Here is a 26,236-nt window from a genome sequence, read left to right on the forward strand (position 1 = left end):
GCGGGCCTTACTCATAGGCGAGGCGAGATACCACGGGATTGGCGTAGGCCTGAATAGCCTTGTCGCGCCAGCGCTCATCGACCCGAGCCATGCGCGCTTCAAACTTCTCCCGCTCTTCTTTATGTGCAGCGGGGTCCCAGGCTTTAGCCGGATATCCCACCGGTAATTGCGGAACCTCACCGTAAACCATCTCGTAGGCAATCATATTGGATGGATGCAATGTGTAGTTGCCGATAACTTGGCGATCTATTTCTTCAGCCAGGCTGTTTACATCGTTAAAATCACCTTCAATCGGCGTGCCGAAGGCGGCATGTACACGGCCTTTGTGACCGACAATGCCCTTACCAATCGAGGCCAAGTCCTCGTTTTTACCCTTCTTGTACTCGTCCTTGTGCTCGGTAACGTAAATTTCCTTGGCCTTCTGTGCATCACAGGGGTCCCATTCGTAGGAAATAGACACCGGAACAATGTGCAACTTGCGCCAAAAATCGGCAAAGGGCGTTTCCCGGTCCTTAGTCATGGCGAACATGGCGCAGAGTGCTGGATTGGTGCGATCCAGGCCATCTTTGGCGCGCCCGGAACGCTGTGCGATCCACACATGCTCGTTATCGTTGACGATGGAGTGATAGATGTAATTGGACAACTGGGTTGCTGCCTGCAGCTTTTCCCGACGACTGCCAGAACTGCGCACCACGGTGAAGCACTTGTTCAACTTCATCAGGTCGCTGGCAAACTGCTTGCTGAGCAGGTTGTCTCCAATCGCAATGCGGGAGGTCTCATGCCCTTCGCGGAACATCGCCTGAATCATCAGCGCCGGGTCCATAGCGATGTCGCGGTGATTGCTGACAAACAGGCAGGCGCGATCCCTGGGCAGGGTGTCCAGACCAGAAATGCTCAGGCCGGAGGTGGTGCGCTTGATCACCTTCTCCATATATTTGCCGACAATCTCTTGAAGATCCCGCACATTGCGAACATTGCGCAGTTCAAAGCGCAGAAACTGACGTACCAACCAGGCGACGGCGCCCTCCAGCTGAGCCAGTTTGGGGACAAGGAAATGCGCCGCTGCGTGGGACATTTCCGGGTCGGCAATTAGCCTTTTGATAACCTCGCGCACTTCATCATCGCGATAGGGGCGCATATCCTCGAATTGAGAGGGGTCTAACTCACTTGCTCTCATGAAATACTACCTGTCGGGCCTGCCTCAGACGGCCCGCACTTATTTATTTTGCGGCTGGATCAGCCGGGACTACTGGGCGCAGAACATACCGGAAGCGTCGACGAACTGCCAGCACTGGACCCGACCAGATAGTTGACCCCAGTGATAAATCCGGTTTCGACGACCAAGTCAACGCCAAAATACAGCGATGCTGCGATGATACAAAGTGGACTTCACCGCCCCAAGCTATGAGAATAAGGCTATTAACCGCCGCCGACGGCAAAACAACGATAACGAATACGGCGCTAGCCACGCAGTCAAGCAGGAGTTCACCTTGTCTCAATCCAACCCCAGCTCAGAGCCGCGCGCTCCCAGCTTAACGGACGCCCTGATCCCTCTCGGGATTCTCGTCGCCCTGTTGTCACTATCCGTATATTTCTACGGTGCAGACTCCTCCTACGGTCCCAATCAAATAGCGCTACTGCTCTGTGCCTGCGTTGTGGCCCTAATGGGGATGAAGAACGGACACAGCTGGAACGACATGGAAGGTGGGATGCTCCATGGCATTGGCCTGGTATTTGGCGCTATTCTGATCCTGCTGTCTGTAGGTGCACTTATCGGTAGCTGGATCCTGGCCGGCACAGTGCCTTCAATGATCTATTACGGCGTGCAGATTCTATCGCCACAGTGGTTCTACGCCGCCAGCTGTATTATTTGTGCCGTAGTAGGACTGAGTATTGGCTCCAGCTGGACCACAGCGGGCACCTTAGGTGTGGCACTGATGGGAATTGCCGGCGCTCTGGGCCTATCCCTTGAGGTCACTGCCGGAGCCGTAATCTCTGGCGCCTACTTCGGCGATAAGATGTCTCCGCTATCTGACACTACCAACGTGGCCGCAGCGGTAACATCCAATGATCTGTTCCAGCATATTCGCCATATGATGTCCACAGCGATCCCGGCCTTCGCGATCGCCCTGGCGGTTTTCGCTTTCCTGGGTTTTACCTCTGAAGCCAGTTCTGCCTCCGCAACTGATATCGAATCATTGCTCACCGCGCTTAGCAGTGAGTTCAAAATTTCCCTGGTTAGCCTGCTGCCTTTGATCTTGTTGCTAGCAATGGCTTGGCGCAAAGTCCCCGCTTTCCCAACATTGATCATCGGCTCCCTGGTTGGCTGTGCCATCGCACTGATTTTCGAACCGGAAGCCGCCCGTCGACTCGGTGGTGGTGAAGGTGCTTTAGCTCCCCTGAAGGGCGCTTGGTACAGTCTGTTCGACGGCTATAAGTCCACTTCCACCAACGAGAACGTGGCTGCATTGCTGTCCAAAGGTGGTATGAGCAGCATGCTCAACACCGTATGGCTGATCACCTCCGCCATGGCCTTCGGCGGCGCTATGGAGCGGGCCGGATTCCTACAGGTCATCGTCCAGGGAGTTTTGTCACTGGTTAAAACAGTGGGCGGCCTGGTAACTGCCACCGTCTTCACCTGCTTTGGAATGAATCTGGCCGCAGGCGATCAGTACATGGCGATTATTATTCCGGGCCGTATGTTCCGCGAAGCCTTCAAGGAAAAGGGCTTACACGGGCTTAACTTGTCTCGTACCCTCGAGGATTCCGGCACCATCACCTCTGTGCTGATTCCCTGGAATACTTGTGGTGCCTTTATGGCGGCAACGCTGGGTATTGCTACCTGGGAGTATTTACCTTTTGCCCTATTCAATATTATCTGCCCTCTGTTGGCGATCGCCTATGGCTGGCTGCACTTTAAACAGAAGCCCATTTCTGTAGCGGCTACGGCATCTTAAGGAAATAGACAAAACCCCTATGAGTGAAAGCGGTACCCTAAGCGCCCTGATCGAGCAGGCTGACTTCAAATTGCGCTGGTTCGATCTGGGCCGGCGCTTGCAGTCGGTTTCGAAATCCACTGCGGCATCCTTCGAAGCAGGTCTGGCTCCCTGGCCACACCCATACTTGCGCCAGGCCTGGACGGGCCTGCTGCTGCAACCAGCCGAAGGCGGTGAACCCATCGTCTGGTTCCTGCGCTTTCCGCTGGACGAGCAGGGCAAGCTGCAACTTCAAGCCCGAGATGGATTACTTCGCGCTCTGGCACAGGAACTCAAGCAGGGACCCGCTTCTGAATCTGCTGCGCAGCTGGACCAGCTGCTGCAGCAAAGTGGCTTGCTGTTTACCCCATCAACTGAGCGGCAGGCAGCATTTCACTCCCAAACAGCGCTTCTGCTGGGCCGCCAGCCCAGCGAACATTACGAGCCTGTCCTGCGCTATTTTGGCGACCCGGAAAATCACCGCTGGGACAACCTTGCGCTGCAAGGGATTGCCGACTTGGCCGTGCGCTGGGAAAAAGAAAGCACTTTGCTAATGCGCCAGATTGGAAAAGTCGCGGCTCCGGTTTTTATTAACATTTGCCATTGCCTGGAAAACCAGCCGGTCGACCACCGTCTTGCAGCAGCCATTATTGAGCGAGCAGAGCAAGAACTGACCGCAAACACGCCGGATATCTCGGTGGCCGCTGCTGCTATCAGGGGTATCTCTCACTCACCAGCCACAGGATTGCGACAGGCATTTATACAGTCACTTTTGGCTGAAGATGCCAGCAACCGGAATAAAGAAGTCCTGGCCGCAATAGGCAGTCGCTGCGTCCAAGATTTGGAAGGACAAGAATTGGCCGCACAGTGGGTTGGCAAGCTGGCCGATGCCGCTGACCAGCAGACTTTTAACTTACTGCTTTCCGATTTAATGTTCATTCCGAAAGTGCGAATCGCCCTATTGAGTGCTCTCCGTGACCCGGCAAGAAAAGAAAGTCTCGCAGTAGCCTTTGGCAATTTTTTGCACGGACCCAAACCGACACACTGAAGGCCTAAAGATAACGCCTCAGCTGGTGCTCCCTCACCCATTAAAGCTACTTTCACGAGTGAGAATTTTTAACAGAAAAACTCTTACTCGTGAAACCATTTTCTTTGCATCGCAAAAAAACTCCCCAATCCATCAAGCGGCATTGTCAGCCACAATAATAATTCTTAGAGTCTGCCTCAAAACTGGCGCGATCAGTTTCAGCGCGTAGATTAAACAACCGAAATTCACCATAAAAAACGGTCAGCACAAATCACATTTTTTAAAAAACCCCTTATTTAAGTAGTTTTTTAAAATAAATTGGCGCACCTCTTTTCATAACTTGATCATTGACAGACATTTAAACCCAACGCCTATTACACTCAAATAGGCGGTACCTTTGTAGAACAGATTTTACAAAGCTGACCAACAGGTGACGTTTTATTGGCTATGCTAATGGCTAACATCAACGGAAAGGAGTTAGGGGATGAATTTCACTCCAGCCAAGTACTTAATTGGAATTATCAGTGCACTGGTTCTTGCAGGTTGCTGTAGCCCTCCGGCACCTCCAGCTTACTGCCCACCCGGCGCTGAACAAATTCCTCTATCCATGGCTTGTCCTGCAGATGCCGACTGCTGGATGGCTTCCGACAGAGTGCGCTGCATGAAGGTGGTCAAGTAAAATCTTTTTCTTGCCCGACAGCGTGGTGATTCATACTAAATGAAGTTTTGACCAAATCACCGCTGACAGACACCCGATTTACAAAGCCTTATTTAGTATGGATCACCACAAAATGCCGCTCTAACGAGCGGCATTTGTCTTTCCCCACACAGTTCCTTATCTCGAAACATTCCCTGTAATAGACTGTGATGCCCGCGGCGCTGGCCCGGCAAAGAAAATGCCGTTAGCATTGCCGCCCAGAAATAATAAATAAAATTTGATTTGTGTACGTTTTAGCCAAGTGGCAATAAAAAGGCTCAGAAGAGAACAAACCGAATACCATGACTAGTGAAACCCTGGCTTTAAGCCGTGTAGCGGCAATCTCACGGTTGAAGTCCCATTTTGACCAACATAAGTGGTCCTTGAGAGAGCTGTTTGCAACGGATCCCCAAAGGACAGATAAGTTCAGCTCAGACGCAGCCGGAATCTATCTGGATTACAGTAAGAACCACTTGCGTGAAGACACCCTTAAGTTGCTGTTGGAATATGCAGAAGAGCAGGGTCTGAACAACCAAATTACTGCGCTAGTGAACGGGGCCATTGTCAACAATACCGAACACCGCCCTGCCCTGCACACCGCACTGCGATTTCAGGGGCAACCGAAAACTGAACAAGAGCGGGCGGTAAAAGATTGCCGCGAGCAAATGAAACAGTTTGCCGAATCGGTGCACAACCATAGCTGGCGCAGCTTCTCAGATAAGCCGATCCGCCATATCGTGAATATCGGTATCGGTGGTTCCGACCTGGGTCCACGCGTGGCGGTAGAGGCCCTCAGTCCTTGGCACAAGGACTCTATCGATGTGCACTTTGTAGCAAATATCGATGGCGCAGACCTTAGCGACACCTTGGCTGGTATCGATGCGGAAGAAACCCTTTTTGTAATTGCTTCCAAGTCCTTTTCCACCTTGGAAACCCGTGAAAATGCGCTGTCCGCACGCCGTTGGATGTTATCTGCCGGTTGCGATGAGTCGCAGTTGGCCAAACACTTTGTTGCAGTGAGCAGTAATATTACTGCTGCTCAGGATTTCGGAATTGCTCCTGAAAACATTTTCCCAATGTGGGATTGGGTGGGTGGTCGCTACTCACTCTGGTCTGCTATCGGCCTGCCTATTGTTCTCGCTTGTGGCTATGAAGTTTTTGAACAGCTTCTGCAAGGCGCCAATGCAATGGACCAGCACTTCGCCACTACTCCATTGGAATCCAATCTACCCGTACTGATGGCGTTGACCCACTTCTGGTACCGCCAGTGCTGGCATACGACCAGCCACGTCGTACTGCCCTACGCGCAGCGCCTGGCCCGATTCCCCGCCTGGTTACAGCAGCTGGATATGGAGAGCCTGGGTAAAAGTGTCGACAAGGACGGGCAGGCGCTGGGCTACCCCAGTGGCAGCGTTATCTGGGGCAGTGAGGGTACGAATGGCCAACACTCTTTCCACCAATTATTGCACCAGGGAACCGACCTTATTCCAGCAGACTTTATCGCAGTCAAGGAACCGACGTCTAAACTCCTCGAACAGCACCGCTGGCTGCAGGCCTGTTGTATTAGCCAGAGCCAGGCGCTACTGCGAGGCAAAAGCCTGCATGAGGCCCGCCAGGAACTGGAAGAAGCTGGTCACACTCATCGTGAGGCCCACGCCCTAGCCCCACATAAAGTAATCCCTGGTAATCGCTCCAGCAACACCCTGATCCTGGAAAAGTTAGATCCTTTCCACCTGGGCTCGCTCCTGGCACTGTACGAGCACAAGGTCTACGTTGGCGGCTGCCTGCTGGGGATCAACCCCTTTGATCAGTGGGGCGTCGAACTTGGTAAGCAGTTGAGTTCAAAAATCCATAAGGCTGCCAAGGGTGAAATTCCTCAGGATGACTGGGATAGTTCAACCCGCAGCCTGATGAAAAAGCTGCTCTAAACTCTACAAAAAAGGCCGCACTAATTAGTGCGGCCTTTTTTGATCTTTGTTAAGGACATCGTTAACTGGATGCAGAGCCCCGCTTCAGCATTGGCTCAATTAGATCCAGTGGCAACGGAAATACAATTGTAGAGCTGTTATTTGCGCCGGCAATATCAATCATGGTTTGCATATAGCGCAAAGTAATCGCGTTGGCATTTTTCGATAATTGATTCGCTGCCTCAGTCAGCTTTAAAGCCGCCTGCGCCTCCCCCTCTGCGTGTATAACTTTAGCCCGCCGCGCGCGCTCCGCCTCTGCCTGCTGTGCGATAGCCCGCACCATACTTTCATCAAGATCGATATGTTTAATCTCTACATTAGTAACTTTTACACCCCAGGCATCTGTTTGCTCATCGAGTATTTTTTGGATATCTACATTTAGCTTGTCCCGCTCACATAACATCTCATCCAGCTCGTGCTTACCCAGTACCGACCGCAATGTAGTTTGCGCTAACTGGCTTACAGCCTCGTGATAAAATTCCACATTAATAATTGCAGACTGTGGATTAATCACCCGGTAATAAACCACTGCGTTGACTTTAACTGAGACATTATCCCTGCTGATAACATCCTGGGTGGGTACGTCCATAACCACAGTGCGCAGATCCACGCGCTCCATAGTTTGAACAATGGGAATGATTATAATCAGTCCTGGCCCCTTCACTGTTTGGAAACGCCCCAGGAAAAATACCACCGCGCGCTCATACTCCCGCAAAATACGAATGGCATACATCAGCAGCAATATAAGTGCGACTACCAGTATCCCAAAAAAATAACTGAGCATCATTGGACTCTCCTTATTCCCACCTTAACTGTTGAGCACTTTCATTAGCTCAACTGATTGCCCTACCTATTCCACCTCTACCCGTAAAACCATACCGTGTTGGGCCACTACTCTAACTTTCTGACCCACCTTCAGAGGCTGGTTGCAGGTCGCCTGCCAAATCTCTCCATCGAGATGCACCAAGATCTCTGCGTCTTTAACTTCGCTTACCACCGCAGAGCGTCCCACAAAAGCCTGGTCTGCCGGGACTTTCGGCTGGCGTAAACTGCGTCCAACAGCGGTCAGTAGCATCAATAAAAAGACACCACTTACACCGGCAATAGCCCCAATCAGCTGTTTGGAAACCTGCATTCCCGGCACATCACTATCAATAAGCATTACAGAGCCAATCACCAATGCAATAATTCCACCGATCCCCAGGGCGCCGAAACTCGGCATAAAAACCTCTGCCACAATCAGCAATGCGCCAACAATAATTAATGCAAGACCAGCGTAATTAATCGGTAAAACTTGCAAGGCATAAAATGCCAGTAACAGGCAGATAACACCAACAATCCCGGGAACAAAAGCACCGGGGCTATACCCCTCAAAAATAAGCCCGTAAATACCCACCAATAACAAAATATAGGCCACTTGAGGATTGGTAATCAGGGCCAGCAATTCATTGCGCCAATCCGGCTCGTAACTTTCACTTTGCAGCTCGGCAATATTTTCAGGAATCGTATAATCACCGATATCGAGTAATACTTTTCGACCAGCAACCTGGCGCAATAAATCGTCATCATTATCCGCAACAATATCGATAACATTCATTTTTAACGCTTCCGGAGCCGTCAGGGTCGCGGCCTCGCGTACAGCTTTTTCCGCCCAGTCTGCATTGCGCCCATGGCGCTGTGCCAAACCCCGGATAAACGCGACTGAGTCATTAACGACTTTGCGCTCCATGGCCGTTCCCGCAAGCGGTTTTTCTTTTTCTCCATCCTCACCGTCTTCCGCCTTTTCTTTTTTCTCCTCCTCCTGCTTTCCCCCCGGCATAGGTGTGCCCTGAGGTCCGCCAATCTGCACTGGCGTAGCCGCTCCCAAGGTGGTAGCAGGAGCCATAGCGGCGATCTGGCTGGCATAGAGAATATAAGTTCCCGCACTCGCAGCGCGCGCGCCGGAGGGGTAAACGTAGGTGGCAATAGGGATAGGAGACGCAAGGATATGCTGGATGATATCCCGCGAGGCCGCATCCAACCCCCCAGGGGTATCCAGATGCAGAATCACCAACTCTGCGCCCTGGTCCACAGCTTCCTGCGTAGCCCGCTTGAAATAATCAGTCGTCGCGGGACCTATGGCGCCATCAATTTTGAGTATGGCTACATGGGGAAAGGGCTCTTCCTGGGCGGCACTTTTGCACACAAAAAGGCTGAGCAGCAGCGCCAGGAAAACCAGGCTGCGAAAGAACAAAACGGGCGAATTCTGCTTCGACATGCATCCATCCCTGATGCGACATCTGGCTCAACGCCAATATTTGGATATTGAGTGCCACAGCGAACAAGCAAAATCACTTTAGCATTCACGACACCCTAAACCGGAAACAAAAAACCCCGGCTAATTCCATCAGATTAACAGAATTAGCTGGGGCCTTGTTTATTTCCACCGGGATTTACGCCCAGTTGAGTAGTTTTATACCCGATTGCGTCGGCTATACCAGTTCACATCGCGGGAATATTTATCTACCTGATTCTCAACACCCAGCAACATGGCAAACAGAGCCATACGCACCAGCAAGCCATTGTCGGTCTGGCGGAAAATCGCCAGGCTCGGATGTTCATTTAGGTCGGTATCCAGTTCATTCGCCTCTGCCCGTGAATCCCGTGGCAGGGGGTGCATAATTACCGTGTTAGGCTCTGCGTGGCGGGTAAAAATAGCCTTATTCAGGCGGAAGCGCCCACGGTAGCGGTTGGCCTCTTCCTGAGAGGCGAAACGCTCCTCCTGGATACGGGTGGAGTAAACAATATCCACATGGGAGATAGAGGATTCCAGCTGATCGGTAACCGTCACCTCGTGCCCGGCCCCGCGCAGCATCTCCACAATCATTTCCGGCATCGCCAGTTCCGGTGGAGAAACCAGGGTAATCTGCACCTTGCCAAACAAACACAGCAGTTTGCACAGGGAGTGCACCGTGCGGCCGTGCTTGAGGTCGCCGATCATGGCGATACGAAAATCATCCAGGGTGCGACCGTGCGCAGCCAGTTCCTTGCGAATGGTGTAGAGGTCCAACAGTGCCTGGGTGGGGTGTTCATTGGCGCCGTCGCCGCCGTTGACCACCGGCACACGACTCGCTTCAGCAAACTCAGCCACCGACCCTTCTTTTGGGTGGCGCATACAAATCACGTCGCTATAGCCCGATAGCACTCGGGCGGTGTCGTAAAGGGATTCGCCCTTTGCCATAGCGCTGGCAGTAATTCCTACCGTTTCACGTACAGTACCGCCCAACAGATTAAAGGCGGCTCCAAAACTCAGGCGAGTACGGGTGCTCGGCTCCATAAACATATTGCCGAGAATCGCCCCTTCCAATACACGCGTTACCTTTTCACGCTGTGCATAGGGGGTCATGGCGTCAGCTACATCAAATACGCGCTCTATGTCGGCGCGCTCAAATTGGCTGACCGACAGAATATTGGCTCCGATAAAGTCCATGGTTACTCCAGTGGTTGCGCCTTGTGGGCGCCGGGTATTCGCGAGCGGCATTCTACTCGGGCACCAGGAAAGAGCCCAGTGGAAGAACAGCCGCTGACGTGATTCGACACATTAGGCGAGTAAGCTATCGCCCCAGTTCTCCAGCTCTGTAATCAGGGAAATGCGCTCCGGGTGCTGCACCCGCAGCTCAGACAGCTGGCGGAAGTAATCTTCCAGGGTGATTGAGGCCCCGGCAGTAGCGTCAGTTAAGCGCTGGAAACACCAGATCTGCCAGCGCTGGTGCTCTTCCTCAGACAGGGTCTCGGGGAAATTGCGCGCCCGCATACGGAATAGCAGCTCGGGTAGGCGCTTATCGGTGAAAGGCACTTCACCCGCCAAAGCTTCCGGACCTCGGGCCGCCAGTCCACGGTGCAGTTCACGGCAGATATCGCGGTCAGAGTCGCTGAGGAATCCACCGTAAAGGTCCGCTTCCACATCTCTCTCAGGGAATTCCCGATCCAGGAATACGTTGTGCAGCTTTTCCGTCAAATCGATATCTTTGAGCTTCTGCCAGTTCGCCTCACAGGTTGTGCGATCGATACCCAGCTCTGCGGCGCGCTTGTCATCCAGCATATTTGCGGGCGCCAATACCGGGCACTTGTTCAAATGCACCAGTTTCAGCCCTACCGGCAACTCGCCCTCACCCAGCTTGTCGCGAGAGGTGTACAGGCGCTCTCGCAGAGTGTCTGCATCCAGGTTGAGTAACGGCTCGGGGTCCATTGCCAGGTTGGCAACAATAACCGCATTGCGATTAACCGGGTGACTGGCCAAGGGCATCACATAGGTCAAGTGACCATGGTTAGCAGAGACCTTGCCGGAAATATGCAATAGCGGGCGGCGCTCGCGCATATCGATCATCTTGGCGGCTTCCTGCTTTCGGCGCAGGCGGAACACATAATCGTACAGCTTTGGTTGCTGTTTGCGGATCAGCCTCGCCATATCAATGGTGGCGTGCACATCCGACAGCGCATCGTGGGCGCCCTCGTGGGAGATCCCATTAGCAGCGGTCAATTCTTCCAGGCGGAAGGACGGCGCACCGTCCTCACGGGTGGGCCACTGGATTCCCTCTGGGCGCAGGGCGTAGGTGAGGCGCACCATATCAATAATGTCCCAACGGCTGTTGCCGGAGCGCCATTCCCGTTCATAGGGGTCGAGCAGATTGCGATAAAGGGTGTAGCGAGTTACCTCGTCATCAAAACGCAAACTGTTGTAGCCCACCCCACAGGTGCCCGGCGCACCCAGTTCGGCGAGGATGTGCTGGATAAACTCTATTTCCGGCACTCCATTGGCCAGGGCTTTCTGCGGGCTAATGCCAGTCACCAGGCTCGCCATCGGCTGTGGCAGGCAATCCACTGAAGGGCGACAGTAAATCATCAATGGCTCGCCGACGATATTCAGTTCTTCGTCGGTCCTGATGCCGGCAAACTGCGCCGGCTTGTCGGCACCCGGGTCTGTACCCCAGGTTTCATAATCGTGCCAATAAAGTGTGGTAGAACTCACGGTACCTCCATAATTTGGCGGCATCATACCACCGAGAACCTCTTCGTCTGGACACCCAAGTCGAGATTTCGAGCACTCCGGACCAACTCCTTTGCCAACGCTGGTTGCAAAGCCGCCACCGCCCATTAAAATTCGGCGTTTCCACGAATTTAAGACAGCACTTCACTCTATGAATATTCGCCAGCTCCTCACCGACAAATTCCAGGCCGCCATGCTCGCCGCCGGTATCCCCGAAGAATGCGGCCCGATTGTGGCACCTGCGAAGAAAGCCGGATTTGGCGACTACCAGGCCAATGGCGCTATGGGCGCTGCCAAGCATATGGGCACCAACCCGCGCGAGCTGGCTGGCAAGATCCTTGAGCAGCTGGATAAAGGCGATATGATCGAAAAGGTCGAGATCGCAGGCCCCGGTTTCTTGAATATTCACTTGAGCGAACAGTGGCTGAGCCAGCAGCTATTGGCCGCCCAAGGCGACAAGCGCCTGAATATCGCCTCGGCTGAAGAGCCCAAGACCGTAGTCATCGACTATTCCCACCCCAACCTGGCCAAGGAAATGCACGTAGGCCACCTGCGCACCACCATTATCGGTGATGCCCTGGCACGCCTGTTGGAGTTCCAAGGTCACAAGGTAGTTCGCCAAAATCATATGGGCGACTGGGGCACCCAATTCGGCATGTTGCTGGCACACCTTTCCGACAAGCTGGCAGACAGTGATGCAGAAGTGGCACTGGCCGACCTGGAAGTCTTCTATCGCGAAGCCAAGGTTCGCTTTGATGATGAAGAAGGCTTTGCCGATCGCGCCCGTGAATACGTTGTAAAACTGCAAGGCGGAGATGAGCAGTGCCTGAAACTGTGGAAGCAGTTTATTGATATCTCTATCAGCCACTGCGAAGAAATCTACTCCAAGCTGAATGTCACCCTCAAACAGGAAGACGTTTACGCTGAAAGCCAGTACAACGATGATCTTCCGGTGCTGGTAAAAGAGCTGCTGGATAATGGAATCGCTGTTGAAGACCAGGGCGCGATCGTTGTTTTCCTTGAAGAGATGGCCGATAAGGAAGGCAACCCCAGCCCGATGATTATCCAGAAGAAAGGCGGCGGCTACCTGTATGCCACCACCGACTTGGCCGCTATCCGCTACCGCGCCAACCAACTCAGTGCCGACCGTATCCTATATGTTGTTGATGCTCGCCAATCCCTGCACCTACAACAGGCCTTTGTCGCCTCGCGCAAAGCGAGCTTCCTGCCGGAGTCGGTTTCTCTAGAGCATTGCGCTTTTGGCACCATGATGGGCGACGATGGCAAACCATTTAAAACCCGCACCGGCGGCACCGTAAAACTGGCAGCCCTCCTGGATGAAGCAGTAGAGCGTGCAGAGAAACTGGTGGCTGAGAAAAACCCGGAGCTGGATGCAAAAACCTGTACAGAAATCGCGCGCAAGGTGGGCATCGGCGCGGTGAAATATGCGGACCTAAGCAAGACCCGCACTAACGATTATATCTTCAGCTGGGAATCCATGCTGAGCTTTGAGGGCAATACCGCCCCCTACCTACAGTATGCTTACACCCGCGTACGCAGTATTTTTCGTAAAGCTGGTATTGAGCCGAGCGAGCTCAAGGGCGATATCCAACTGGAAAGCCCGCAGGAACGCGCCCTGGCAATTAAACTAAACCAATTTGGCGAAGTACTGGACCAGGTAGCCAAAGATACCTTCCCGCACGTACTCTGCACCTACTTGTACGAACTGGCCAGTGCCTATATGAGCTTCTACGAAGCCTGCCCAGTATTGAAAGAAGGCGTAAGTGAACAGCAGAAGCACAGCCGCCTGCAATTATGTAATCTAGTGGCCAGCACTATCGCTACTGGCCTCGATCTGCTTGGCATTGAAGTGATGGAGCAGATGTAAATTGCTCCAGCCCGGTATCACCTTCTGTAACTTTTCAGATAGGCAAACCGGGCAGCACCCGGGTAGGCGGCCTTCAGTTGTGGCCTACCCAACCATCCTGCACCATCTTTTATCCCACTCAGGCCACACGTTTCCCGCCAGCCTGACAAAAGGAAATCACCCGTGAAAATACTGATTACCGGCGCCTCCGGCCTATTGGGGCGCAGTGTATTTAAACAGCTTTCCAGCAATCCGGTTTTTTCTGTTACCGGTACCGCCTTTTCCCGCGCGGGAGAAAATTTAATTCGCCTGGACTTGTCCGATAGCGAAGCGGTGAAGACCTGCCTGCAACAGGTTAATCCCGATATTGTCATTCACTGCGCCGCCGAGCGCTGGCCTGATCGCTGCGCCGACAGCCCCGACACCGCCTGGCAGCTCAATGTCAGCAGCACGGAATTCCTGGCGAAATACTGTAACGAAAATGATACACAATTAGTGTATATCAGCACCGACTATGTTTTTGATGGCAGCACTCCGCCCTACAAAGCTGATGACAATCCCAACCCGGTTAACTTCTATGGCCGCAGTAAATTGGCAGGGGAAGAGGCCGTACTGAATAACGGCAATCACTGGGTTTTGAGGTTACCCTGGTTATTCGGGCCCGTTGCCTATCTGGAGGAATCCGGCATCACCGCCCTACTGGATACTTTGCGCGAGCAAAAGCCAGTCACGTTGGATCACTGGGCTATTCGTTTTCCCACCAGTGTGGAGGAAGTAGCCGAAGTATTGGAGCAATGCCTGCTAAAAATTCGTAGTGGTATGAATTTTGAAGGCATTTACCAGTGGAGTGGCGATACGGCCTGCACACGCTTCGAACTCGCACACATTATTGCCAAGGCTTGCAACCTAAATGCCGAACACCTGAGCGCTGAAAGTGAACCCAATTTTACAGTGCCACGCCCTTACAATTGCCAGCTGGATAAATCAAAACTGACAGGTATGGGAATTAATGGTAGTGAACCCCTGGAGCAACAGCTATTACGAAATTTAAAGCCATTTATTGAGGGCTGATTTAAATATCTTTCAGACAAAGCGCTACAGGGAAGTATCGCTGCCGGCCATGTTCCGGCTCACACCTGTTAATACCGTTAACTCATACAACAAACGGTGCTACAAGGTGGCAATCGAGTAGATCAGGGAGGAGCTATTGGATTGCCGAGTAAAACCACTCGAATATTTAGGGAAGGATAAATGAAATTAAAACACTGGTTCTCTGCAGGAGCTCTGGTACTGGGCAGCCTAACCACATTGGCTTCTTGCAATGCGGATAGCGGACTTCACAGCAAGAAACCACACCAGGCCATCAAGACCGAAAACGCCCAACCCATTATCTGGATTGGCGACTTCAATAACTTTGACGATGCCGTAGCACTGATGCTAATCGCCAAAGACCCACGCTATACCCTGGAACTGGCTGTCGTTGAGGACTCTTTCAATACCGTAGCGCACGGGGCCAACACTGTTTACAACATCCTCGAATGGCTGGGAAATAATGATACCCAGGTTATTCGCGGAGCCTATTTTGCCACAGAGGAAGTCGCCTACGGCGCAAACGGCAAAGCTTCAGTATCTCCGGTAAATGACGATAAGGCCGTTCTCGGCAGAGAAGACTATCAACTACCCAACTCCTCCGATTTCTCCACCGGTACCTGGAACCTGGAGCGCCGCAACGCCATGGGTATCAATCTCTACGGCCAGTATGTACCCGGCCCCTGGCGTGACAACGGCTCTACCTTATATGGAACTGACCACTTAATCCCGCGCGCAAAACAGGAGCACTACCGCTACCAAGGTAACAATGGTGTCTCCTTCAGTTTTGAGCTGGCCGAAGACATTATCCTGGAAACGATGGATAACCTGGAGCAACGCCCAGTAGTTTTCAATACCGGCAAACTCACCACCCTGGCCCGGGTACTTGGCAAAGCCAACGAAGAGCAGCTGGCTAAAATTGACCGCGTTATTATGATGGGCGGTGGCTTTGAGAATTATGAGCCGTTTACCGAGAATCACGAAGCAGCCTGCTTTGGCGATAAATCTAGAAATCTGGGCGGCAATATTTTCTCCCACCCCAGCTTCGGCTGTGACAGCGACTTCAGTACCCATCAGGAATTCAATATTCTGCTCGACCCACTGAGCGCACAATGGGCCTTCGACGCCCTGAGTAAAAATAATATTGAAACCTATCTGGTTCCGACCAACTCAACCGATATGGCCAAAGTACAAGGCAGCACCATCGAAGCCCTCGCAGAGCGCCGCGCAACTCCGGAAGCCTGCTACACCTCCCAACTCCTCAGTTCCATTCGTGAATTTGAGGGTGGGGATTTCCAAGGTAATGGTGACTTCGCCATGGATGCCGTTATTCGCCTGTGGGACATTATTGCTGCCTTGGTACTGTTGGAGCCCGAAACTTTAGATATGGATTTCGTACCCGGATTTATCGAAGTAGACCAGTTAAATGCCGGACTGGCTGACAGTATGACTCCTTATGATCCCATCACCTTCGACCCAACTGTGGGGAAAACCACCCTTGCTGAAAATGGCGAGGGCTTGCCAGTAAATGTGGTTATGGGCATCAACCACGATGCCGCCCGTACTGCGATGATTGAGCGCCTGCGTGATCGTTTTAATGCAGCCCGGAAGGGAGCTAGGTGTCGAGCTAAACAGCATTAACAAAGAGACTGTTAGTGCATAGGAACCTTTTGACTACTCTGTATTGCTCTTGTGGACTATTCAGAGGGTTCCTAAACCCATCAAAGCGTCTATAGCCAACCTGTTCCACTTTCGAGGCCATTTAAACTCCCAGATGACCCCTTTCGTCAAATCCACCCCACCCTGTGTAGAACAAAATCGCCTCAGCCAAAATATCACAGGATTTAACCCACTTTTTGCGCCCAAATTTAGCAGTTTCCTCGATTAAATCCCGCAGATTGCCCCTACTCTCCCCGGTTGCTAAGATGCGCGCCTGCCGCTATGGCCCGGCTTCCCCTTTGGTTTCGTATTGCGACACTGGGGCTGCCAGCAAACCGATTCTCCCAAGCGTTACCCTCGCCTATCCGCAACGCGGAGGCCCGAGGCTTTCCACAGGAAAAGCGGTACTGAGGCCAGGTGCTATTTTTAACCGCGAGCGCACCGCGACGACTCCCTGCGACTACAGGAACGAAGTTTATGACCCAACCATCGCTGCAGCAGTTGGAACAACACGACGCCTTTATCCATCGCCATATTGGCCCCGATGCCAAACAGGTAGAGGCCATGCTGGAAACGCTCGGAGTTGCCAGCCTCGAAGAGCTGATCGAGAAAACCGTGCCCGAAGCCATTCGCAAGACCGATGAGCTGGATCTGGCCGATGCGATCAATGAAGTTGAGGCCCTCGCAGAGCTGAAAGATATCGCGGCGCGCAACAAGATCTACCGCACCTTTATTGGTATGGGTTACCACGACACCATTACCCCCAATGTGATCCTGCGCAACGTGCTGGAGAATCCGGGTTGGTACACCGCCTATACCCCTTACCAACCGGAAATTGCCCAGGGCCGCCTGGAAGGCCTGCTGAACTTCCAACAGATGATTATGGACCTCACCGGTATGGAATTGGCCAACGCCTCCATGCTGGATGAAGGTACCGCAGCAGCTGAAGCCATGGCCATGTGTAAGCGCCAGGTCAAACGCAACAAATCCAACGTCTACTTTGTAGATCGGGACTGCCACCCGCAGACCATCGCCGTAGTTAAGACCCGCGCCGAGCACTTCGGCTTCGAAGTAGTTGTAGGCGATGTGGAAAAAGATATCCCCGCCGAGCTGTTCGGTGCCCTGCTGCAATACCCCGGCAGCACCGGCCGCGTACGTGACCTAACTGACATTATTGCCAAAGTACACGAAGCCAACGCCCTGGTAACCGTGGCCGCTGATCTAATGAGCCTGGTAGCCCTGCGAGCACCGGGTGATATGGGCGCAGACGTAGTTGTTGGCTGTAACCAACGCTTCGGCATCCCCATGGGCTACGGTGGTCCCCACGCCGGTTTCTTCGCCTTCCGCGAAGCATACAAACGCTCCGCACCGGGTCGTATTATCGGTGTTTCCGTAGACAGCAAAGGCAAGCGTGCCCTGCGCATGGCCATGCAAACCCGCGAACAGCACATTCGCCGCGAGAAAGCCAACTCCAACATCTGTACTTCCCAGGTGCTGTTAGCGGTAATGAGCGCTTTCTATGCGATTTACCACGGCCCTGAAGGCCTGAAAACCATCGCTGCCCGCATCCAGCGCCTGGCAGACATTCTCGCTTCCGCCCTGCAGCAGGAAGGCTTTAACCTAGCCCACGAAAGCTGGTTCGATACCCTGAATATCACCGTTGGCGCCAAGCAGGAAGAGATTTACCAGCGCTCCCTGGCCGCTGAGATCAACCTGCGTAAAATTGGTGAAGACGCCCTGGGCGTGAGCCTGAGTGAGACCGCCACCCTGCAGGATGTGTCCGACCTGATCAATGCCTTTATCGGCACCGAACACAGCATCGATCTGCATACTCTGGACAGCGAAATTGCCAGCAAGGGCTCTCTGGGTGTACCCGCCGCCTTAGCGCGCGATACTAAATTCTTGACCCATCCGGTGTTCAACACCTACCACTCCGAGACCGAGATGCTGCGCTACCTCAAGTCTCTGGAAGCCAAGGATATCGCCCTGAATCATTCCATGATTCCCCTGGGCTCCTGCACCATGAAGTTGAATGCCACAGCCGAGATGATCCCGGTCACCTGGCCCGAGTTCGGCAAGCTGCACCCCTTCGCACCAGTAGATCAAGCGGAAGGCTACGCGGAAATGTTCAGCCAGCTACAGCAAATGCTGTCCGCCTGCACCGGTTACGATGCGGTGAGCCTGCAGCCCAACGCCGGTTCCCAAGGTGAATACGCAGGCCTGGTTGCTATCAAGAAGTACTTCGAAGCGAAGGGCGAAACCCAGCGCGACATCTGCCTGATTCCCGCCTCTGCCCACGGCACCAACCCGGCATCCGCCATGATGGTGAGCATGAAAGTGGTTGTGGTTGCCTGTGATGATAAAGGCAATGTGGATATCGAAGACCTAAAAGCCAAAATCGAAGAGCACGGCGACCGCGTTGCCGCACTGATGGTCACCTACCCGTCCACCCACGGGGTGTTCGAGGAAGGTATCCGCGAAGTTTGCGATCTGGTTCACCAGGCTGGCGGCCAGGTTTATATCGACGGTGCCAACATGAACGCCTTGATCGGCGTCGCAGCTCCGGGCCAGTTCGGTGGTGACGTATCCCACCTGAACCTGCACAAAACTTTTTGTATTCCTCACGGTGGCGGCGGCCCCGGTATGGGTCCGATTGCTGTTGGCGAGCATCTGAAGCCCTACCTGGCAGCCCACCCGGTGACTGAAGTACCGGAAACCAAGCTGGATAATGGCACCATATCCGCCGCTCCCTGGGGCTCCGCCAGCATCCTGCCGATCAGCTGGATGTATATCCGTATGATGGGTAAGCAGGGCATGAAGCAGGCTACCGAAATGGCAATCCTGAACGCCAACTACGTAGCCAAGAAGCTGGGTGAGCACTACTCCCTACTCTACACCGGCACCAATGGCTTTGTTGCCCACGAATGCCTGGTTGACTTGCGCCCCCTCAAGGAAGCCAGCGGTATCACTGAAGAGGATATCGCCAAGCGTTTGATGGACTTTGGCTTCCACTCCCCCACCATGTCCTTCCCGGTAGCCGGCACCCTGATGATCGAGCCTACCGAAAGTGAATCCAAAGGTGAGCTGGATCGCTTTATCGAGGCTATGGCAACAATTCGCCAAGAAGTGGAAGATGTCACCAGCGGTAAATACACCCCTGAAGACAACCCGCTGCACAATGCACCTCACACCCTTGAGGACGTGATGAGCGATGAGTGGACCCACAGCTACTCCCGTGATATCGCTGCGCGCCCGGCGGCGTGGTTAAAAGAGCACAAGGTGTGGCCCGCTGCTAACCGTATCGACAACGTATACGGCGACCGCAACCTGATCTGCTCCTGCCCCCCTATTGAGAGCTACGCTGAGTAAAATCAGACACTCTCAGGAAGGATTAAAAGCGGGCTTTATGCCCGCTTTTTTATTCGACCCACAATACTTTTATCGAACTGGCACAAACTCTCACTTCCTGTATAGCTACGTATTTGCAACCATCACCTTTCAACAATATTATTCTGCGTTAACTTAGTTAAAAATCCTCACATAAGCGGCGCCTTACATCAAAGAAACGGTATTAGAAAGTTTTGGAAAAAATTTAGCCAAACTTTCTAATCGCCCCAAGCTTTCAACATCGGAGGTGAAAGTGACCATTAAAGTCTTAAAAGAAATATTAATTGCTAAGGGAAAAGCAGACTCTTACTCTGACGGTCAAACACCCATAGATCTATGGAGAGCTCTGAACAAAAAATCAGACCAAGGTGTCTTCGACTTTATAGAAAAAGGTTTCATTCTGTCTAACGGACGTCCTAGACCAGCAGATATCACCATAGAATACCGCGATGGGACAGAGTGGGTTTGCATAAAAGATCGCCCCAGGGGACTCAGCACTTTTGATAAACTAGGCTTACCAAAAGGCAAAAACTGGGAATACTACAAAATTCCTGCAGGGACAGTTTTGCCAGAAGGAATTGCAATTGTAAAAGATGAATATAACACCAGATTTGAGGCAACACACTATACGATAGCCCCAGCCTACGACATGCCTCTGAATCAATTTAAGAATAAGTTAAAAATACTAGAGAAATCCTTAATTAAGGAAGCTATATAATGGAAGTACCTAATACCTGGGCACCACTACTAATTTCTGCTGTTAGAGATGCCGTTTTGTATCAAGAAAGCCTTTTAAGAAGTGAGACCATAGGCGACAAAACAGATTATGAGGAGCACCACTTACAGCTGACACAATTCCTAGAGTTCCTTAAAGAGGAATATAAAGTAATTGAAAAAGAAACAGGCATACCCCTAGAAAAACTATTATGAAGCTTTCCTTCAGGGTGGCGTCGAACCACCCTGAAGCATATTAAGCTGGACAAATATATTCATACCACTCCCAGCCTATAACTGTATAGGATATCCCCATACAATAGCAGTTAAATAAACATTCCTGCCTGTACTGAGTAATTAGCTTTAGCACATCCCCGCTTCAGCAAGTCACACAAGATTCCACGGGGATTTTTTACTACTTAAGGCAATTCGGGACCGCTGAAGTACCTGGCCATATTGTAGAAAGGTAACTGCTAGAATCTTTAGTCACATTAAATATCATAGTGCCGCCACCAAGGTTATTATTTTCGTTACAGGAGGCCAAAGCACTTGCAGTAGATGCACCATTCATAACAGTGGAAGCTCCAACACCTAGCTTAGACTTATCAACACCCAGATTGATATACTTCTGGATTCTTGAGGTACAACTTGAGCCCAACCAATAGCTCATCTCCCAGCCATAAGTTAGTTGATCGCCCAGTTTCTTGCCATTCCATTCAGCCTGAAAAGCATCGGTATCACTCCAGAGTGCTTTGGAAATGATTTTATTCGGCATTTTCTCTCGCAATGCACTAGTCACTTTTACCAGGGAATCAGAATAGGTTTGGCTGCACTGTGAGTACTCATCATCAATATCAATACCATCCAGACCATATTGATCCACTGCATCTTTCAACTGCTGAGCAAAGTCATCAGCGGATTGCTCATCGGCAAAACAAGACCAACCTGCATTTTGGTGATTTCCGAGAACGCTGAGCACCACTTTCGTACCCTTGTCTTGCAAGTCTTGTACTGTACTCAAATTGTTATTGAGCAAGTCTGACACTTGGTCATTAAAATGCAGTACAGCTTTCTGACCATCGTAATTAATATTTGCCGCGAAGATCACAGCTATATCAAACAACTGGCTGCCATCGCTCTCTGTAAAGCAGCCTGCATTGCCCAGGTTATTACTATTAACTTCTACGTAAGCAACTTTAGGCGCTGACGCACTTTCCTGAGGAGTATCAGATTTACACAGAGTTGAGCCCAGCTCACGGATTTCATTCTTACGTGAACCACACCCATACCCGCTGCCATCCATGGAGGCATTATCGGCAAGATTTGCAATTTCCCAGTCCCCCAGGACGGAACACAGCTCATCCTTATAGATTTGAGCCTCAAGATAGGTGACCGGGCTTGCATCAGATGCACAGCTGCTTCCACTAACAACATGAGGCGCTGAAGGTTCGGATTTACACAATGTCATGGATAATTGGCGACTTTCATTACTCGTCAATTGGCAATTATTTCCCAGATGTTCTATTGAGGACCCGTCTGATAAACCAACCAAATCACCATTACTGAGAAGATCACAAAATTCATTAGGATAATTAAGCGCTTCAGAATAGCTTACTGTTGTAGTGTCCGAGGGACAGTCATCCGAATTGACCACTTCAATATCTGCGTATGCACCAGTCTGAAATAAAATGGTGGCACAAGCAGCCTGCATTGCTCTACGTGTCGATTGTTTCATATTTATGCTCATTTTTATTATGTAGTTATGTAAATTCTGTAATCTAATATCGATAATCAAAAAAAATGGTGTAGAGCTTACACTCTACACCCAATACTACGATCAACGAGGTATTAGAATTTATAGTTTGCACCAATATATAGTCTGCGCCCAGAGTAATTGTTGTATGTCATCCGATTTTTCTGTTTCCAATATCCCTCCGCCACTTCTTCAGTTAAATTAATAATAGAGGCAGAGATATTAAAGTTATCAGTGAAAGTATAAGTTGCATTCAGATCCAACTGTCCGTAGTCCTTATCGTATTCCGCATACCCACGATGCAAACTTGTAACCCTGTCATCCACCCAGTTATAGGAGGCACGAATACCAAAATTTTCAGCCTCATAAAATGCAGATAAATTATATTGGTATCTCGCAGTACCCGGTATCTCAGCTTCGATTGATTCATTAGCAAGAATGATGGTGGAAGTGCCGGTATCGGTAAATGTATAGTTGGCCATGAGACCGAAGCCACTTTCGAAAGCATGCTGGGCAAACAACTCCACCCCTCTAGAAGTTGCGTTTCCTCCCCCTATCTGCCCCTTCATTTCCACTTCAATAGGGCCATTACAACAATCGTGCTCACGTTCAACAATTTCAGTTACTGGAATTGGCAGATTATCAATATCTTTGTCAAATAAAGTTACACCTAATGCAGAACCGTCGGCGTAATACCACTCTAGGCCCAGGTCGAACTGCTTGGAGATCATTGCCTCCAGATCCGTATTCGCAAAGAAGCCACTTCCTCGCCCCGTCCACTCATCCGGAGAAACAATATGAACTGGAGGACCATAAGTTTCGGCCTGCCCCAGATAAGCATAACTTACCCTTGACATGGCTTTAGAGGCTGCAAGTCGCACTACTAGATCATCAGTTAAATCCCAAGCAATATTCAAGCTTGGTAAAAATTCTTTAGTAGTATTACTGCGTGAGTTAGCAATAACTTCATCCGATTCCATTCCGGAAATATCATCATATGTTTCTGTAGATAATTTTGTGCTGACATAGCGAACCCCCAAATTACCACGGAAGTCTCGCCACATAAAATCTGCTTGGGCATAGGTTGAGAATATTTCCTCATCAATCGTATAAGTACCAGATAGCACTGGCACAACAGTGAGATTGAAGTTTCCACTCACATAGTCCATTAAAGCATCGGTATCAAATGCCAAGTAATCAATTGCACCTGTATTACCAGCGCTATTATCGACTAGCTCATCACTAATTAAAGTAGAAGTATTTGGGTGATAATCAGGATTGTGGAACCATTGATCGCCAGGTAACCAACCTCGGTAACCGCCATTATTATCTATTTCGTCATCCCATCGATAGATATCTCTATAGGATCTAGCCTCATGATCTCTATACTTTGTACCCACATAAAACTTATTAACAAATCCCCAGTTAGTATCAAATGCAAAATCTAGCTGGTAGTAACTCTCTTCATCGCTATTTTCCGTAGCATCTGAGCCAAACCAGTCATAATAGGGATAAGCTTCAGTATCTTTAGTGAGATCTGTGGAAACTTCATAACTCGGCTTACCATCTGCAATTGACCAAAGCCAGCTATCCACGGAACCATAACGAGCATCCATATTAGCGTATGTGAGTTCAGAAGTTCCCCCCTCTGCTTCTGTATGCCCAACATTTATAGCAGCGGTATAAAAATCACCTTCATAGATAACTTCAAAATCAAAGGTATTAGATTCCGATTCACCCTTGCGGGTATAACCGGTCAGCTGAGGAGACATCAAACCACGGTATACGTCTACACCGCCATTAACATCTCCATCACCCCAGTTATTTTCATTAAGGTCACCATTGTCATTAAATCCATAGGTGACGACTGTATCTCCATCCACTTTAATGCCATAGTATGCATCATCATGATCATTCCATTCCGCAAATGTCAGGCTTTGAGTATTAGTGGCATAGCCAAGCTTGGAACCAAAATAAGCAAAACCAATCTCCAGGTGTTCAGTAGCGCGCCACTGCACGGCAAGCTGGTATCCATCACGGGTTCGGTCTTCCTTAGAGTTGTGAATACTTACCTGAGTAGGCGCCCACACATCGTTGTAAACTTCATCTGTGGTCTGATCAACAAGGGCCGGCAAATCTGCATGTTCGTCAGTATCTGAGTGCAAGCGCCAGCCACTTGCATAATTGGTAACTCCAGTTACGCTACGGTCCTGGTTGGTGTACCCCACTAAAATACCAAAAGTTTCATTTTCATTTTTCCAGGAGTAGAAAGCGTTATATTGTGGTTCCCATTCTTCAGTAGTATCTGAGTAAGTTGCCTCTGTGCCAATTACCCCTTCTTCAGTATCTAAGTCAAGAGGTTTGTGGCTGTGGAGGATAACGGTACCACCAACACCGCCTTCATCAATTCTTGCCTCGGGACTTTTATAAATCTCTGCCCTACTGATCATAGTGGAGGGAAGTAATAAGTAGTTAAAATTTCTAGAGGGGGCTCCACTACCTGAAGTAGCAATATAATTTCCATTTAGCTGCGTAAGAGTCCACTCAGAGCTGGTTCCCCGAATACTGACCGTGCTACCTTCTCCACCACTACGATCAATAGTTACACCTGGTACACGCTGGAGAGAATCTGCAACATTCTTGTCTGGGAACTTACCAATATCTTCTGCAGTAATGGCATCCACTACGGCAAGCGAATCTCTTTTGATTTCAAGATTTCTGGTAGCACTCTCAAGAATTCCAATTACTTGAACTTCTTCAATTCTCTCATCAGAATCAAAAATATCTTCCGCGACCGTCATACTGCTAACAACCAGCGAGATAGCAGTAACCATAGACTTCTGCGTGAAACCTCTGCTCCAGGTATTAACCCTTTTTCGGTTATTCTTCTTCATTATTTTCATAGCATCCCAACTTTCTATTTTTTCTCTCACCGGTTCAAAAAAATCCAGCCCTTTTCAAAAGTCTGGCGTAAAACTGTCAGAGGACCCTAAACCCCGAAAAGACAGTTCATTTGTTGAGGAATAAAACCCTAAAAAAAAACCTTGATGAAGAGGTAATCAATACTGGGATACTAATGAAACAAAATCGGCGTTTTAGATTTTCAAGAAAAAATAAGCAGTCTCGGAAAGCCAAAAACGAATCGACTAACTAGCTGTTTTAAGGGAGGAGATCCTAAGACAAACTTGAGTCTAGAATTTTCGGAAATGAATGAAATGGGCAGCTGTCAACTCACCGGATGAAGTTGACGTAATACTCTCTCTAAAGTTGCTGAGAAGACTCAGCTTGATTGGTGTTTATATATTGGACTGCACTTCACTGCGATAATTTGCTGGAAGCTGTCCGAACATACCTTTGAAGTGTCTACTGAAGTAACTATGAGATGTAAAGCCAACCCGATAAGCAATTTCAGATATTGGCCTTTGTGTTTCCACTAGCATACGACGAGAGTTCTCTAACCTGACTTCTCGAACGAATTGCATGGGTGTTTTATCTAGATATTTTTTGAAACGGCGCTCTAATGCACTAACCGATAAACTCGCGACCTCTGCCAAATCTTCAACCGCAATTGGCTGACTATAGTTATTTTTTATATATTCAACTGGCCTTTTAAGTTTATCCATTCTAGAAAGAGTCTTAACCGTCTCTTTAAGGTCTCGAGCTACGCCATAGGTCCCGATGATTTCTCCATTGGCACTCTTTAATGGGCGCTTTGATGTCGTAAACCAAACTAACTCACCTGTTTTACCAATATTTAATTCCAGCCGATCTGTAATCGTCTCTCCTAACATCACCCTTTTATCATCCCGTATATAGTTTTTAGCGAGATAAGAGGGGGAGAAATCCATATCGGAACGGCCAACTACCTGATGTAATGACCTGCATCCGACATGCTCAATAAATTCCCGGTTACAATGCACCACGTAGCCGGATTCATCTTTTACCCAGAAAATAATATCTGATATTAGATCAAAAACCGCAATAATCTGCTGGGTAGACACCATTTCCAATATTGATTCAGACTTCATTATTATTATCTACAATAGCTGGTAAAGAGTCCCTGCCTCTTTACATC

General features: G+C 50.3%; 18 protein-coding genes. 10 read left to right on the forward strand and 8 right to left on the reverse strand.

What is annotated here, in order from left to right; genetic code table 11:
* Nucleotides 1-7: 7 nt before the first annotated feature.
* Nucleotides 8-1,177: a 1-acyl-sn-glycerol-3-phosphate acyltransferase gene (locus ACJJI6_RS12445; RefSeq protein WP_413664551.1), complete on the reverse strand. Its 1,170-nt coding sequence runs from the start codon at nt 1,175-1,177 to the stop codon at nt 8-10.
* A gap of 313 nt (nt 1,178-1,490) precedes the next feature.
* On the opposite strand from ACJJI6_RS12445, the gene nhaC reads away from it, so the two are divergent.
* The 4 genes from nhaC (at nt 1,491) to pgi (ending at nt 6,627) form a co-directional block, all read left to right on the forward strand.
* Nucleotides 1,491-2,957, forward strand: a complete 1,467-nt coding sequence (nhaC, locus tag ACJJI6_RS12450; protein WP_413665846.1) for a Na+/H+ antiporter NhaC — start codon at nt 1,491-1,493, stop codon at nt 2,955-2,957.
* Between the two features lie 19 nt (nt 2,958-2,976).
* The gene (locus ACJJI6_RS12455) at nt 2,977-4,023 is read left to right on the forward strand and encodes a DUF3549 family protein (RefSeq protein ID WP_475708661.1); all 1,047 of its coding nucleotides are present in this window, start codon (nt 2,977-2,979) and stop codon (nt 4,021-4,023) included.
* Nucleotides 4,024-4,486: 463 nt separating this feature from the next.
* Entirely contained in the window at nt 4,487-4,681 is a 195-nt protein-coding gene (locus ACJJI6_RS12460) for a hypothetical protein (RefSeq protein WP_157533369.1), read from the forward strand.
* A 320-nt stretch (nt 4,682-5,001) separates the two neighbouring features.
* The gene (pgi, locus tag ACJJI6_RS12465; protein WP_444956842.1) at nt 5,002-6,627 is read left to right on the forward strand and encodes a glucose-6-phosphate isomerase; all 1,626 of its coding nucleotides are present in this window, start codon (nt 5,002-5,004) and stop codon (nt 6,625-6,627) included.
* Between the two features lie 61 nt (nt 6,628-6,688).
* Here pgi and ACJJI6_RS12470 read toward each other — a convergent pair whose 3' ends face one another.
* From ACJJI6_RS12470 to sbcB, 4 genes are all read right to left on the reverse strand, one after another.
* On the reverse strand, nt 6,689-7,453 hold the full coding sequence (locus ACJJI6_RS12470; RefSeq protein ID WP_413664548.1) for a slipin family protein: 765 nt from the start codon (nt 7,451-7,453) through the stop codon (nt 6,689-6,691).
* 63 nt (nt 7,454-7,516) lie between these two features.
* A complete protein-coding gene (locus ACJJI6_RS12475; RefSeq protein ID WP_475710655.1) occupies nt 7,517-8,923 on the reverse strand; it encodes an NfeD family protein in 1,407 nt (468 codons plus the stop codon).
* A 195-nt stretch (nt 8,924-9,118) separates the two neighbouring features.
* The gene (locus ACJJI6_RS12480; RefSeq protein WP_413664546.1) at nt 9,119-10,135 is read right to left on the reverse strand and encodes an aspartate carbamoyltransferase; all 1,017 of its coding nucleotides are present in this window, start codon (nt 10,133-10,135) and stop codon (nt 9,119-9,121) included.
* A 111-nt stretch (nt 10,136-10,246) separates the two neighbouring features.
* Nucleotides 10,247-11,698: an exodeoxyribonuclease I gene (gene sbcB, locus ACJJI6_RS12485; protein WP_475713452.1), complete on the reverse strand. Its 1,452-nt coding sequence runs from the start codon at nt 11,696-11,698 to the stop codon at nt 10,247-10,249.
* Nucleotides 11,699-11,843: 145 nt separating this feature from the next.
* On the opposite strand from sbcB, the gene argS reads away from it, so the two are divergent.
* From argS to ACJJI6_RS12515, 6 genes are all read left to right on the forward strand, one after another.
* Nucleotides 11,844-13,580: an arginine--tRNA ligase gene (gene argS / locus ACJJI6_RS12490; protein WP_475710656.1), complete on the forward strand. Its 1,737-nt coding sequence runs from the start codon at nt 11,844-11,846 to the stop codon at nt 13,578-13,580.
* A gap of 162 nt (nt 13,581-13,742) precedes the next feature.
* A complete protein-coding gene (locus ACJJI6_RS12495) occupies nt 13,743-14,630 on the forward strand; it encodes a dTDP-4-dehydrorhamnose reductase family protein (RefSeq protein ID WP_475710658.1) in 888 nt (295 codons plus the stop codon).
* A 180-nt stretch (nt 14,631-14,810) separates the two neighbouring features.
* The gene (locus tag ACJJI6_RS12500; RefSeq protein ID WP_475710659.1) at nt 14,811-16,289 is read left to right on the forward strand and encodes a nucleoside hydrolase; all 1,479 of its coding nucleotides are present in this window, start codon (nt 14,811-14,813) and stop codon (nt 16,287-16,289) included.
* A gap of 495 nt (nt 16,290-16,784) precedes the next feature.
* Nucleotides 16,785-19,676 carry an aminomethyl-transferring glycine dehydrogenase gene (gene gcvP, locus ACJJI6_RS12505; protein ID WP_475710660.1) on the forward strand — a complete coding sequence of 964 codons (2,892 nt, stop codon included), beginning with the start codon at nt 16,785-16,787 and terminating at the stop codon, nt 19,674-19,676.
* 271 nt (nt 19,677-19,947) lie between these two features.
* Nucleotides 19,948-20,412: a Tse2 family ADP-ribosyltransferase toxin gene (locus tag ACJJI6_RS12510; RefSeq protein WP_445363381.1), complete on the forward strand. Its 465-nt coding sequence runs from the start codon at nt 19,948-19,950 to the stop codon at nt 20,410-20,412.
* Entirely contained in the window at nt 20,412-20,624 is a 213-nt protein-coding gene (locus ACJJI6_RS12515; RefSeq protein WP_282934107.1) for a hypothetical protein, read from the forward strand. Before ACJJI6_RS12510 ends, ACJJI6_RS12515 begins: the two co-directional genes overlap by 1 nt.
* Nucleotides 20,625-20,823: 199 nt before the next feature.
* Here ACJJI6_RS12515 and ACJJI6_RS12520 read toward each other — a convergent pair whose 3' ends face one another.
* From ACJJI6_RS12520 to ACJJI6_RS12530, 3 genes are all read right to left on the reverse strand, one after another.
* On the reverse strand, nt 20,824-22,143 hold the full coding sequence (locus ACJJI6_RS12520) for a glycosyl hydrolase family 18 protein (protein WP_475710662.1): 1,320 nt from the start codon (nt 22,141-22,143) through the stop codon (nt 20,824-20,826).
* 113 nt (nt 22,144-22,256) lie between these two features.
* The gene (locus tag ACJJI6_RS12525) at nt 22,257-25,094 is read right to left on the reverse strand and encodes a TonB-dependent receptor (RefSeq protein WP_475710664.1); all 2,838 of its coding nucleotides are present in this window, start codon (nt 25,092-25,094) and stop codon (nt 22,257-22,259) included.
* A 363-nt stretch (nt 25,095-25,457) separates the two neighbouring features.
* Complete coding sequence (locus ACJJI6_RS12530) at nt 25,458-26,189, reverse strand: PAS domain-containing protein (RefSeq protein WP_475710666.1); 732 nt, start codon at nt 26,187-26,189, stop codon at nt 25,458-25,460.
* Nucleotides 26,190-26,236 lie beyond the last annotated feature (47 nt).

The organism is Microbulbifer maximicatervae (SeqCode) (assembly GCF_056232625.1).

Bases quoted from the DNA above. Each gene is read 5' to 3' on its own strand.
- ACJJI6_RS12515 (WP_282934107.1), top strand. From the start codon at position 20,412: ATGGAAGTACCTAATACCTGGGCACCACTACTAATTTCTGCTGTTAGA.
- ACJJI6_RS12530 (WP_475710666.1), bottom strand. From the start codon at position 26,189: ATGAAGTCTGAATCAATATTGGAAATGGTGTCTACCCAGCAGATTATT.
- ACJJI6_RS12470 (WP_413664548.1), bottom strand. From the start codon at position 7,453: ATGATGCTCAGTTATTTTTTTGGGATACTGGTAGTCGCACTTATATTG.
- sbcB (WP_475713452.1), bottom strand. From the start codon at position 11,698: ATGCCGCCAAATTATGGAGGTACCGTGAGTTCTACCACACTTTATTGG.
- ACJJI6_RS12480 (WP_413664546.1), bottom strand. From the start codon at position 10,135: ATGGACTTTATCGGAGCCAATATTCTGTCGGTCAGCCAATTTGAGCGC.
- ACJJI6_RS12455 (WP_475708661.1), top strand. From the start codon at position 2,977: ATGAGTGAAAGCGGTACCCTAAGCGCCCTGATCGAGCAGGCTGACTTC.
- argS (WP_475710656.1), top strand. From the start codon at position 11,844: ATGAATATTCGCCAGCTCCTCACCGACAAATTCCAGGCCGCCATGCTC.
- gcvP (WP_475710660.1), top strand. From the start codon at position 16,785: ATGACCCAACCATCGCTGCAGCAGTTGGAACAACACGACGCCTTTATC.
- ACJJI6_RS12500 (WP_475710659.1), top strand. From the start codon at position 14,811: ATGAAATTAAAACACTGGTTCTCTGCAGGAGCTCTGGTACTGGGCAGC.
- ACJJI6_RS12460 (WP_157533369.1), top strand. From the start codon at position 4,487: ATGAATTTCACTCCAGCCAAGTACTTAATTGGAATTATCAGTGCACTG.
- ACJJI6_RS12520 (WP_475710662.1), bottom strand. From the start codon at position 22,143: ATGAAACAATCGACACGTAGAGCAATGCAGGCTGCTTGTGCCACCATT.
- pgi (WP_444956842.1), top strand. From the start codon at position 5,002: ATGACTAGTGAAACCCTGGCTTTAAGCCGTGTAGCGGCAATCTCACGG.
- ACJJI6_RS12475 (WP_475710655.1), bottom strand. From the start codon at position 8,923: ATGTCGAAGCAGAATTCGCCCGTTTTGTTCTTTCGCAGCCTGGTTTTC.
- ACJJI6_RS12445 (WP_413664551.1), bottom strand. From the start codon at position 1,177: ATGAGAGCAAGTGAGTTAGACCCCTCTCAATTCGAGGATATGCGCCCC.